This is a genomic window from Pseudomonas sp. GM49 (assembly GCF_000282355.1).
In the GTDB taxonomy this organism is placed as follows: Bacteria; Pseudomonadota; Gammaproteobacteria; order Pseudomonadales; family Pseudomonadaceae; genus Aquipseudomonas.
On the sequence record NZ_AKJL01000203.1, the window covers coordinates 1 to 12,218 of the forward strand.

General features: G+C 59.6%; 10 protein-coding genes and 1 pseudogene. 6 read left to right on the forward strand and 5 right to left on the reverse strand.

The window, feature by feature from the left end; genetic code table 11:
* The 4 genes from PMI29_RS11075 to PMI29_RS11060 all read left to right on the forward strand — a co-directional run.
* Positions 1-551 (forward strand): DsbA family protein (locus PMI29_RS11075; RefSeq protein WP_007999911.1); only part of this gene is annotated, 551 nt, incomplete at its 5' end.
* Positions 544-2,361: an ABC transporter ATP-binding protein gene (locus tag PMI29_RS11070; RefSeq protein ID WP_007999912.1), complete on the forward strand. Its 1,818-nt coding sequence runs from the start codon at positions 544-546 to the stop codon at positions 2,359-2,361. The genes PMI29_RS11075 and PMI29_RS11070, both read left to right, overlap by 8 nt.
* A 188-nt stretch (positions 2,362-2,549) precedes the next feature.
* Positions 2,550-5,009, forward strand: coding sequence for an EAL domain-containing protein (locus PMI29_RS11065; RefSeq protein WP_007999914.1), 2,460 nt, complete (start codon positions 2,550-2,552; stop codon positions 5,007-5,009).
* Between the two features lie 76 nt (positions 5,010-5,085).
* Positions 5,086-5,847 (forward strand): TenA family transcriptional regulator, encoded by a 762-nt coding sequence (locus tag PMI29_RS11060; protein ID WP_443216457.1) that lies wholly within the window; start codon positions 5,086-5,088, stop codon positions 5,845-5,847.
* Positions 5,848-5,997: 150 nt separating this feature from the next.
* Here the strand turns inward: PMI29_RS11060 and PMI29_RS11055 are convergent, their stop codons facing one another.
* Positions 5,998-6,924 (reverse strand): GGDEF domain-containing protein, encoded by a 927-nt coding sequence (locus tag PMI29_RS11055; RefSeq protein ID WP_007999917.1) that lies wholly within the window; start codon positions 6,922-6,924, stop codon positions 5,998-6,000.
* A gap of 376 nt (positions 6,925-7,300) precedes the next feature.
* Positions 7,301-8,041 (reverse strand): YciK family oxidoreductase, encoded by a 741-nt coding sequence (locus tag PMI29_RS11050; RefSeq protein WP_007999919.1) that lies wholly within the window; start codon positions 8,039-8,041, stop codon positions 7,301-7,303.
* A 69-nt stretch (positions 8,042-8,110) separates the two neighbouring features.
* On the opposite strand from PMI29_RS11050, the pseudogene PMI29_RS32925 reads away from it, so the two are divergent.
* A pseudogene (locus PMI29_RS32925) lies at positions 8,111-8,188 on the forward strand (outer membrane lipoprotein carrier protein LolA); the annotation flags it as partial.
* A gap of 7 nt (positions 8,189-8,195) precedes the next feature.
* Here PMI29_RS32925 and mupP read toward each other — a convergent pair.
* From mupP to PMI29_RS11035, 3 genes are read right to left on the reverse strand one after another with little or no spacing between them, the layout of a single operon-like run.
* Positions 8,196-8,867 (reverse strand): N-acetylmuramic acid 6-phosphate phosphatase MupP, encoded by a 672-nt coding sequence (gene mupP, locus PMI29_RS11045; protein WP_007999922.1) that lies wholly within the window; start codon positions 8,865-8,867, stop codon positions 8,196-8,198.
* 4 nt (positions 8,868-8,871) lie between these two features.
* Positions 8,872-9,570, reverse strand: coding sequence for a bifunctional 2-polyprenyl-6-hydroxyphenol methylase/3-demethylubiquinol 3-O-methyltransferase UbiG (gene ubiG, locus PMI29_RS11040; protein ID WP_007985381.1), 699 nt, complete (start codon positions 9,568-9,570; stop codon positions 8,872-8,874).
* Positions 9,571-9,627: 57 nt separating this feature from the next.
* Entirely contained in the window at positions 9,628-10,962 is a 1,335-nt protein-coding gene (locus PMI29_RS11035; RefSeq protein WP_007985383.1) for a TRZ/ATZ family hydrolase, read from the reverse strand.
* A 108-nt stretch (positions 10,963-11,070) separates the two neighbouring features.
* On the opposite strand from PMI29_RS11035, the gene mtnA reads away from it, so the two are divergent.
* Positions 11,071-12,147, forward strand: a complete 1,077-nt coding sequence (mtnA, locus tag PMI29_RS11030; protein WP_007999925.1) for an S-methyl-5-thioribose-1-phosphate isomerase — start codon at positions 11,071-11,073, stop codon at positions 12,145-12,147.
* The last annotated feature ends 71 nt before the right edge of the window (positions 12,148-12,218 follow it).

Consider the following 12,218-nt stretch of genomic DNA (forward strand, 5'->3'; position numbering starts at 1 on the left):
AAAAAAAAGCCGCAGGCGTGGATGTGCACTTGATTGTGGGCGGCTTGCGCACCGGTAGCGGTGCGGCACTTGAACCGACCACCCGGCGTTACATCTTCGAGCATTGGCAGGCGGTAACCGAGGCTACAGGCCAGCCGTTCAAGCTCGAAGGCGCGTTGCCCGAAGGCTTTGTCTACGACACCGAACCTGCCTGTCGGGCATTGGTGACGGCGCGCAGCCTGGCACCGGATTGCGCGTGGAAACTGCTCGGGCTGATTCAGCACGCGTTTTATGCCGAAGGTCGCGATGTCACACAGGCCAGTGTGCTGGTGGAGTTGGCGGAACAAGCCGGTTTGCCACGAATCGAGTTCGCCGGCGCTTTCGATCGGGCCGACATGCACGCAGCCACCGCCGCCGATTTCACCTGGGTCCAGGACCTGGGCATCGCCGGTTTTCCTACATTGCTCGCTGAGCGAAACGGTCAATTGGCATTGCTGACCAACGGCTACCAGCCTCTGAGTGTGCTGTCCCCGCTGCTCGGCCGCTGGCTGGAGCGCGCTGCCTGTGCATGATCTGCCCGATGACGTCGCTACCGCTAAACGTGTTGACCGTCTGAGCTGGGCGGAAATCCGTCGCCTGGCCCTGCATCACAAGAAATCCCTGTGGATCGCCAATGGCGTGGCCGTGCTGGCGACCTTGTGCAGCGTGCCGATTCCCTTGCTCCTGCCATTGCTGGTGGACGAGGTGTTGCTGGGGCACGGTGACGCCGCGCTGAAGATCATGAACCACGTGCTGCCCGATGGCTGGCAAAAAGCTGCGGGCTACATCGGCCTGATGCTGCTGGTGACCTTGACCCTGAGGTGTACGGCGTTGCTGTTCAACGTGGTGCAGGCGAAGTTGTTCGCCGGGCTGGCCAAGGACATCGTCTACCGCATTCGCATACGCCTGATCGAACGGCTCAAGCGCATCTCGCTGGGCGAATATGAAAGCCTGGGCAGCGGCACCGTAACTACGCACCTTGTGACTGACCTGGACACGCTGGACAAATTCGTCGGTGAAACCCTCAGCCGTTTCCTCGTGGCCATGCTGACCCTGGTCGGCACTGCCGGCATTCTGATGTGGATGCACTGGAAACTGGCCTTGCTGATCCTGCTGTTCAACCCGCTGGTGATCTACGCCACGGTGCAGTTGGGCAAACGGGTCAAGCACCTGAAGAAACTCGAGAACGACAGCACTTCGCGCTTCACACAGGCGCTGACCGAAACCCTGGATGCCATCCAGGAAGTTCGCGCCGGCAACCGCCAGGGGTTTTTCCTCGGTCGCCTGGGACAACGCGCCCGGGACGTTCGTGACTACGCGGTGAATTCGCAATGGAAAACCGATGCGTCGAACCGCGCCAGCGGTTTGCTGTTCCAGTTCGGCATCGATATTTTCCGGGCCGCGGCGATGCTCACCGTGCTGTTTTCCGACCTTTCAATCGGCCAGATGCTCGCGGTATTCAGCTACCTGTGGTTCATGATCGGTCCGGTGGAGCAACTGCTGAACCTGCAATATGCCTACTACGCTGCCGGCGGTGCGCTGTCGCGGATCAACGAACTGCTGTCCCGCGCCGATGAGCCCGAATACCCGGGCGGAGTCGATCCGTTCAACGGTCGCGAGACGGTCGGGCTGGAAGTGCAAGGGTTGAGCTTCGGTTACGGTGACGAACTGGTCTTGAACCAGATGAACCTGTCCATCGCCCCCGGCGAAAAGGTTGCGATCGTCGGTGCCAGTGGCGGCGGCAAGAGCACGCTGGTGCAACTGCTGCTGGGCTTGTATACGCCGTTGGCAGGCACCATTCGCTTTGGTGGTTCGAGCCAGCAAGAGATCGGTCTGGAAACCGTGCGGGAAAATGTCGCCGTGGTCCTGCAACATCCGGCACTGTTCAACGACACCATCCGGGCCAACCTGACCATGGGCCGCGAACGCAGTGACGAGGCCTGCTGGCAGGCACTGGAAATCGCCCAATTGCACGGCACGGTCCGGGATTTGCCCAATGGCCTGGACAGCATCGTCGGGCGCTCAGGCGTGCGTTTGTCCGGTGGGCAGCGTCAACGCCTGGCCATCGCCCGGATGGTGCTGGCCGAGCCCAAGGTGGTGATCCTCGATGAGGCCACATCCGCGCTGGACGCCGCCACCGAGTACAACCTTCACCAGGCACTGGCGCGGTTTCTGAGCAACCGTACCACGTTGATCATTGCCCACCGTCTTTCGGCGGTAAAACAGGCCGATCGTGTGCTGGTGTTTGACGGCGGGCAAGTTGCCGAGGACGGCGACCATCAGCAACTGATTGCCGACGGTGGGCTGTATGCCAAGCTTTATGGTCATCTGCAACGGTTGTAGCGAGATGAGATCAAGGTTGCAGGACGCTACTTCAATACTATAAAAAAACATCGTCGCGACCGGATTTAGCGGCCGCGATACTCCCTCCGGGCATAGCTTGTCGCTTGCCGGGATCGGAATCGCAACCTAGTCTAGCTACAGCGATTTCGTCCGGAAGACGAGCAAGCAGTGCTAATGCAAGGGACCTCATGAATCAAACGCGGACTCTCGGAACGCCACGGCTGTTGGGCATCGTCTGGCCATTTATCGCCGTTGTGGTGTTTCAAGCCCTGTTGGGCGGCGTTAGCCTTTATGTGCTGTCGGCGGTTCGCGGCTATGTTGCCGGCGAAAGCCTGTGGTCCAAGGGCCAGAAAGACGCCATCTATTACCTCAACCTCTACGCCGACAGCGGCGACGAAGCGATTTTTCATAAATACCAGAACGCCATTTCCGTGCCTCAGGGCGGGCATGAGTTGCGTGTGGCGCTGGATCATCAACCGCCGAATATCGAGGCGGCACGTGTGGCGATCCTCAAGGGTGGCAACCATCCGGATGACATCACCAGTGTGATCTGGCTGTACCTGAATTTCCGGCACTTCAGTTACCACCAGAAAGCCATCGACCTTTGGAGGGTGGGGGACGCGTATCTGGTGCAGCTCGATACCATTGCGCGGGAGATGCATCAGCGCATCACCACCAGGCAGGCCACCGATGCCGATATCAAGTACTGGAAGGATCAGATATTCGTCATCAACGAAAGTGTGACACCGGCGGCGAAGGCCTTCAGCGATGCCTTGGGCGAAGGCTCGCGGATGATCCTGCGACTGTTGCTGGTGACCAACCTCGCCACCGCCCTGGGCTTGATTGCATTGGCCTTGATGCGCACCCATAAACTGCTCAAGCAGCGCCATGCCTTCGCCGATGCGCTGCAGTTGGAGAAAGAACGGGCGCAGATCACCCTGCAATCGATTGGCGACGGCGTGATCACCACGGATGTTTCCGGTGCGATTGCCTACATGAATCCGGCGGCCGAGGCGTTGACCCACTGGAAGGCCGAGCAGGCGACGGGGTTGCCGCTGGCGGCGCTGTTCAACTTGCTGGACGAAGATGCCCAGACCGATGGTCTCACCCTGATCGAGCATATTCTCAGCGGCCAACTCAGTGGCGGCAGTAAGCACTCCAAGCTGATTCAACGCCTGGACGGCAGCACGGTGTCGGTCACGCTGGTGGGCGCGCCAATCCGCAATGCCGGTAAAGTCAGCGGGACGGTGCTGGTGCTGCATGACATGACCCAGGAGCGGCAATACATTGCCAATCTGTCGTGGCAGGCGACCCACGACGCTTTGACCGGCCTTGCCAACCGCCGCGAATTCGAATATCGCCTGGAACAGGCGCTGCACAACCTGACCCGCTACTCGGGTCGCCACGCACTGATGTTCCTCGATCTGGATCAGTTCAAACTGGTCAACGACACCTGCGGCCACGCGGCGGGTGATGAGCTGTTGCGGCATATCTGTGCGCTGTTGCAATCCGGGCTGCGCGAAGGCGATACCCTGGCGCGACTTGGTGGCGACGAGTTCGGCATCCTGCTGGAAAACTGCGCACCGGAAGCGGCGGAGAAAATTGCCGAGAGCTTGCGTCAGACCGTACAGAATCTGCATTTTGTCTGGAAGGGCCGGCCTTTCGTGACCACTGTCAGTATCGGGCTGGTCCACGTTGCGCAGAATCCGACGACGCTCGAAACCTCACTGCGTGCTGCCGACATGGCGTGCTACATGGCCAAGGAAAAAGGCCGGAACCGGGTCCAGGTCTATCATCCGGATGACTCGGAATTGTCCCTGCGCTTTGGCGAAATGGCCTGGGTGCAGCGTTTGCACATGGCGCTGGAGGAGAACCGCTTCTGCCTGTACTCCCAGGAAATTGCCCCCTTGGGCCATGTCGATCAGGGCGGCGGGCACATTGAAATTCTGCTGCGATTGCATGATGAGGCCGGGCGGATGATCTTGCCCGACAGCTTCATTCCGGCAGCTGAACGCTATGGCCTGATGAGCTCGCTTGATCGTTGGGTTGTGCAGAACGTGTTCAAGATCATTGCCCAATGCCGGGCCGAGCAAGGCCACGGGCCGCTGGCCATGTGTGCGATCAATCTGTCAGGCGCGACGATCGGGGATGAAGCGTTCCTGGACTTTTTGCGCGAACAGTTTGTGACGTATTCGATTCCGCCTGAAATGATTTGTTTTGAAATTACTGAAACCAGTGCTATTTCAAATCTTGGCAGCGCCATTCGATTCATTAATGAACTCAAAGGCTTAGGGTGCTATTTTTCACTGGATGACTTTTGTGCCGGAATGTCCTCATTCGCGTACCTGAAACATTTGCCTGTAGACTTCCTGAAGATCGACGGGAGTTTCGTAAAGGATATGCTGGACGACCCGATTAACCGCGCCATGGTCGAAGTGATCAATCACATCGGCCATGTGATGGGTAAGCGCACGATTGCCGAGTTTGTCGAAACGCCCCAGATCGAGCAGGCATTGCTGGAAATCGGGGTGGATTATGCTCAAGGGTATTTGATTGAACGCCCGCATCTGTTTACCAGCGATAGTCTGCTAAGTCGTCCTGCCAGGCTCCAGCCGCTGTTGTTCAAGGCGCCTGGCACGTTCCGTTGAAACTCCTGTCGGTCTTACAATCACAATCAAAAGGAGCTCGACAGTGATCGACACATTCAACCGAACCGGACCGCTCATGGAAGCTGCAAGTTACCCTGCCTGGGCCCAGCGCCTGATCCAGGATTGCAGCGAGAGCAAGCGCCGGGTTGTCGAACACGAACTGTACCAACGCATGCGAGACAACAAGCTCAGTGCGAAGACCATGCGCCAATACCTGATCGGTGGCTGGCCGGTGGTCGAACAGTTCGCGTTGTATATGGCACAAAACCTGACCAAGACCCGTTTTGCCCGTCATCCCGGCGAAGACATGGCCCGTCGCTGGCTGATGCGCAATATCCGTGTCGAATTGAATCACGCCGACTACTGGGTGCACTGGAGCCGCGCGCACGGTGTCAGCCTGGAAGACCTGCAGGCACAGCAGGTAGCACCGGAGCTTCACGCCTTGAGCCATTGGTGCTGGCACACCAGTTCAGCCGACTCGCTGATCGTCGGGATTGCCGCCACCAACTACGCCATCGAAGGGGCGACCGGGGAATGGTCGGCGGTAGTGTGTTCCAACGGTATCTATGCCGCCTCGTTCCCCGAGGAAGATCGCAAGCGGGCGATGAAGTGGCTGAAGATGCATGCCCAGTACGACGATGCCCATCCATGGGAAGCCCTGGAAATCATCTGCACATTGGCGGGCACCAACCCGAGCAAAACCCTGCAGGTGGAGTTGCGTCAGGCTGTTTGCAAGAGCTACGACTATATGTACCTGTTTCTCGAACGTTGCATGCAATTGGAGCACGCAGAACGGGCACCGGTCGTTCGTGAGCGGATGGCACTGGCCGAAGGCTGATTCAATGTCTGCTTGAAACAACTGTGGGAGCGGCGGTGCGACGATTCGACTTGCTCGCGAAAGGGACCTGACATTCAACGATGATGTTGACTGGCAGTTCGCATTCGCGAGCAAGCTCGCTCCCACATTGGTTTGTGTTGTGGCTGAATATCAGCCCGCCATCTCCAGCCGGTTACGACCTTCGCGCTTGGCCACATACAACGCGCTGTCTGCCCGTCGCAACAGGCTTTCGGCAGACTCGCCGGGTAACAGGGTCGAACAGCCGAGGCTGACCGTCAGCACGATCGTATGACCATCGGCCAGGTACTCTTCAGACTGCGCTGCAAACCGCAACCGCTCACCGACCATGGCCGCCGCCTCGCGGCTGGTGTTCGACAGCAGGATCAGGAACTCTTCACCGCCATAGCGGAACACCATGTCCACGTTGCGCAGCTGGTTTTTGATCAAGGCAGCGACCGCCTTGAGTACGACATCGCCAGTGCTGTGGCCATGAGTGTCATTGACTTGCTTGAAATGATCGATGTCCAGCATCAGCACCGACAGCGGTTGCAGATGGCGCCGGGACAGCTCGATTTCCCTTTGCAGCGTCTGGTCCATGGCGATGCGGTTACCGGCACCCGTCAGAGGGTCGCGCAGTGCGCTTTGGGTGGCGGTACGGTAAAGCAGCGCGTTGCGCATCGGGAAAAGCAGCGCGGCCAGCAGGGATTCGAGATTGCCTTGTTCCTGTTCGCTGAAACGCTGATTGCGACGGAAAACCAGCTCACCCAGGTGTTCGCCTTCATGGCTGAGGCTGTAACTGATGGAGTGGTGGCCGCGTTGGCCGAACTCCAGGCGCAGGTCAGTGCTCTTGTGCTGGTAGCACAAGGCGTCCAGCGGCACCAATCGCTGAATCTCGCGATAGAAGGTCCCAAGAATGCGTTGCGGCTCAAGACTGGTTTGCAACTGCAGGCCCAGTCGCTGGCGCAATTGCGCAAGACTGACGGGCCTTTCCAGAAGGGCCGGCTGCTGACCAAAGCCCAGGCGCTGCAATTTGGCGCTATCGAAGTCAATTGCGTTGGTCTGGGAAGGTGGTTTCATAAGGCGTGCGCCCCTAAGCAGTAAGGCTGTCTTACAAGCAGGGTGAGAGCGGCTTAGGGCTGCGCGTCGTACTGGTCCGTCAGTCCCGTAGGACATTTCGTACAAGTTTAATCCGCTTTGTGGAAGATGAGTAACTTCTGCACTCACGCTTCACCCCGTCTGCTTTCACGTTGCGTGTCTGAGCAAACTTAGAGCGAAAGTCGTGCCATTCGGTTCGGCTGAATAAAATCTTTGCTAAATCAATTGGTTGGGTTTTTTTTGCTACACGTGTAGCGTTGGGTGTGACATTTGTTTGGCAGGTGCCTGGCTCGAATTCGATAGCCTTCAAGTGCCGCGACGGGAAGCCGGCGCGGCACCAGAAAGCGACGTACGGTCGTTACTGAGCGTTGAACGCCTGACCATTGATACCGGTGCTGTCCGGGCCCATCAGGTAAAGGTAGACCGGCATGATCTCCTCGGGCGTCGGGTTGTTCAGTGGATTTTCACCCGGGTAAGCCTGGGCGCGCATGCTGGTGCGGGTAGCGCCCGGGTTGATGCTGTTGGAGCGTACCGGGGCCACGGTATCGACTTCGTCAGCCAGGGTTTGCATCAGGCCTTCAGTGGCGAACTTGGAGACGCCGTAAGCGCCCCAATACGCACGCCCCTTGCGGCCGACGCTGCTGGAAGTGAACACCACCGAGGCATCCTGCGACAGCTTGAGCAACGGCAGCAGCGTGCTGGTGAGCATGAACATGGCGTTGACGTTGACTTGCATGACCCGCATGAAGTTTTCGCCAGAAAGTTGCTCGATCGGCGTGCGTGGGCCAATGATCGAAGCATTGTGCAGCAGGCCGTCGAGATGCCCGAATTCGCTCTCGATCATTGCGGCCAGCTCATCGTACTGATGGGGCAGGGCGGTTTCGAGGTTGAACGGGATGACCGCCGGTTGTGGATGGCCGGCAGCTTCGATTTCGTCGTAAACCTGGGTCAGATTGGCTTCGGTCTTGCCCAGCAATAGTACGGTTGCGCCGTGGGCCGCGTAGGTTTTTGCCGCGGCGGCGCCGATACCGCGACCTGCGCCGGTGACCAGAATGACCCGATCCTTGAGCAGTTCGGGGCGGGCGGAATAATCAAACATAAAAACCTCAACAGATCGGGATTCAGGTGACCTTGTAGGAGCGAGATTGCTCCGGGCGGCGGTCCGACGATGGTCGTCAACGATTACGCGACGAGCCTGGCACCCCGCGGCGCTCTCAGGTTTTTCGCGAGCAAGCTCGCTCCTACAGGGTGAATCAGCAGCTGCAAAGCGCGCTATCGAGCACTTTGCGCAACTCCAGCGGATGATCGACAACCACATCCGCACCCCAGTGACGCGGGTTATCGTCCGGGTGGATATAGCCGAAGGTCACCGCAGCAGTCTTGGTGCCGGCATCGCGGCCCGACTCGATGTCGCGCAAGTCGTCGCCTACGAACAGCACGCTGGCCGGGTCCAGGTCGAGCATCTTGCAGGCCAGGATCAGTGGCTCCGGATCCGGTTTGCTGTTCTTCACGTGATCCGGGCAGATCAGCAGCGCCGAACGTTCGGCCAGTCCCAGCTGTTGCATGATCGGTTCGGCGAAACGCAATGGCTTGTTGGTGACCACCCCCCAGATCAGGTTGGCTTTTTCGATGTCGGCGAGCAGCTCGGCCATGCCGTCGAACAGCTTGCTGTGAACGGCACAACCGACGAGGTAGCGCTCCAGGAATTCCAGGCGCAACTCTTCGAAACCCGGCGATTCCGGGTCCATGGCGAAGGTCACTGCGACCATTGCCCTGGCGCCACCGGAAATCTCGTCGCGAATGTGCTTGTCGTTCATCGGTGGCAAGCCGCGGTCGGCACGCATCGCCTGACAGATCGCAATGAAGTCCGGCGCGGTGTCGAGCAGGGTGCCGTCCATGTCGAAAAGAACTGCTCTGATTGGCATCGGCTTATTCCTCGCGCAGGGTCTGGATCATGTAGTTGACGTCCACGTCGGCCGCCAGTTTGTAGTGTTTGGTCAGCGGGTTGTACGTCAGGCCGATGATGTCCTTGACGGTCAGTCCGGCCATGCGGCTCCAGGCTCCGAGTTCGGAAGGGCGGATGAATTTCTTGAAGTCGTGGGTGCCGCGGGGCAGCAGCTTCATGATGTATTCGGCGCCGACGATGGCGAACAGGTACGCCTTCGGATTGCGGTTGATGGTGGAGAAGAACACCTGGCCGCCGGGCTTGACCATGCGGAAGCAGGCGCGGATCACCGAAGACGGGTCCGGTACGTGCTCAAGCATTTCCAGGCAGGTGACCACGTCGAACTGCTCGGGCATCTCCTCGGCCAGGGCTTCGGCGGTGATCTGCCGGTATTCGACGTTGACGCCCGACTCCAACTGATGCAACTGGGCAACCGCCAGCGGCGCTTCGCCCATGTCGATACCCATGACGGTCGCGCCGCGCTGGGCCATGGCTTCGCTGAGGATGCCGCCGCCGCAACCGACGTCGAGGACTTTTTTCCCGGCCAGGTTGACCCGTTCGTCAATCCAGTTGACCCGCAGCGGGTTGATGTCGTGCAGCGGTTTGAATTCGCTTTCGCGGTCCCACCAACGATGGGCCAGGGCCTCGAATTTGGCGATTTCGGCGTAGTCGACGTTGCTCATGGTCTAAGTCCTCTAAAACTTGAAAAATCCTGTTGCCCCGGATGTGTTCCGGGGGGCTTACGATTCGATACGGCCGCTGATGCGCTGGCCCCAGGCCTTCGCGACAGCGCCAAGCTGTTGTTCATCCAGGCGTGTCAGGCGACGGTCGTCGAGCAGTTGCTTGCCGGCTACCCAAAGGTGCTTCACGCAGTCCCGGCCGGTGGCGTATATAAGTTGCGAAACCGGGTCGTAGACCGGTTGCTGGGCCAGGCCGGAGAGGTCGAAAGCGACCATGTCCGCGGCCTTGCCGATTTCCAGCGAGCCGGTTTCGGCCTCGATACCCAGAGCCCGGGCGCCGTTGAGGGTGGCCATGCGCAAGGCGCGATGGGCATCCAGCGCGGTGGCCGAGCCGGCGACAGCCTTGGCCAGCAAGGCCGCGGTGCGGGTTTCGCCGAGCAGGTCCAGGTCATTGTTGCTCGCCGCGCCATCGGTGCCGACCGCGACATTGACCCCAGCCTCCCACAAACGCTCGACGGGGCAGAAGCCGCTGGCCAGCTTCAGGTTCGACTCCGGGCAATGAATCACATTGCTGTTGCTTTCTACCAGCAGTGCCAGGTCTTCATCGCTGATCTGGGTCATGTGAACCGCCTGGAAGCGCGGCCCCAGCAAACCCAGGCGAGCCAGGCGGGCCAGCGGGCGTTCCCCGCGCTGCTCGACCGATTGCTGCACCTCGAACGCTGTTTCATGCACGTGCATGTGGATCGAGGCGTCCAGTTCTTCGGCGATCACCCGGATTTTTTCCAGGTTTTCGTCGCCTACGGTGTAGGGTGCATGGGGGCCGAAGGTGATTTTGATGCGCTCGTGGTGCTTGAGATCGCCAAACAGCTCAACGCCCTGACGAATGGCTTCGTCCGCCGTAGCAGCGCCCGGAATAGGGAAATCGAGGATCGGAATCGCGATCTGCGCGCGAATACCGCTGTTGTGCACGCGCTCGCTGGCAACCTTCGGGAAGAAGTACATGTCAGAAAAACAGGTGATGCCGCCTTTGATTTGCTCTGCGATGGCAAGGTCGGTGCCGTCGCGCACGAAGTCCTCGTCGACCCACTTGGCTTCGGCGGGCCAGATGTGGTTTTCCAGCCAGGTCATCAATGGCAGGTCATCGGCCAGGCCACGGAACAGCGTCATCGCCGCGTGCCCGTGGGCATTGATCAGCCCGGGGCTGAGCAACATGTCGGGCAATTCGCGGATTTCGGTTGCGTTAAGCTTCAGCGCGGCGGAACGTGGGCCGATAAACACGATGCGTCCATCACGGATGCCCACGCCATGTTCCTTGAGGACAACACCAGCGGGTTCGACGGGTACCAGCCAGGTCGGCAGCAATAACAGGTCGAGCGCAGCGGCAGTGTTCGGCATCGAGGGTCGGTTCCAGTGCTTTTGTAAAGGATGGCGAAGTATACCCGAGCGTCTTCGCGGGGGGATCGCTATAATCGGCGGCTTTTGTTCATGAGTGCGGGGTGAGGGATGCGCGATCGACTGTTGGCTGCGGAAAAGGTAAAGGCCATCGATTGGCGTGATGGCGCTCTCCATCTGCTGGATCAGCGTATTTTGCCGTTCGAGGAAAACTGGATCGCCTACACCAGCGCCGCTGGCGTGGCCGAGGCCATTCGCTCGATGGTGGTGCGCGGTGCGCCGGCAATTGGTATCAGTGCCGCTTATGGCATCGTACTGGCGGCCCGCGCCCGGATTGCCGAAGGTGGCGACTGGTACGCTGCGCTGGAAGAGGATTTCATGCTGCTGGCCGATTCCCGTCCTACTGCGGTCAACCTGTTCTGGGCGCTGGGTCGCATGCACGATCGGCTTGATCGCCTGAAAGACAATGCCGATCCGCTGGCGGTGCTGGAGGCCGAGGCCATCGCCATTCACGAAAGTGATCGCGAAGCCAACCTGACCATGGCGCAACTGGGTGTCGACCTGATCCGCAAGCATCAGGGCAACGCTCAGGCGATCCTGACCCACTGCAACACCGGCGCGCTGGCCACGGGCGGCTTTGGCACGGCGCTGGGGGTGATTCGTGCTGCATTCATCGAGGGAATGGTCGAGCAGGTCTATGTCGACGAAACCCGCCCATGGCTGCAAGGCTCGCGACTGACCGCGTGGGAGCTGGCCAATGAAGGCATTCCCGTGACCCTCAATGTCGATTCCGCCGCGGCGCATATCATGAAGACCAAAGGCCCTACCTGGGTCATCGTCGGTGCTGACCGGATCACCGCCAATGGCGATGTGGCCAACAAGATCGGCACCTATCAACTGGCCGTCAACGCCATGCACCACGGCGTGCGCTTCATGGTGGTGGCACCGAGTTCGACCATCGACATGAATCTGGCCAGCGGCGATGACATTCCGATTGAAGAGCGTGATGGTCGCGAGTTGCTGGAGGTCGGTGGCAAGCGCGTCGGGGCCGACGTCGATGCCTTTAATCCGGTGTTCGACGTGACCCCGGCAGACCTGATCGATGCGATCGTCACCGAAAAAGGCATCGTCGAACGCCCGGATACGGCGAAGATGGCTCAGTTGATGTGCCGTAAGCGTCTGCATTAATTATTGTTGGCGTCTGTTCAATCGCTTTCGTCGGATCGCCGCCCGGAGCAAGCCCGCTCCCACAGTGTTTT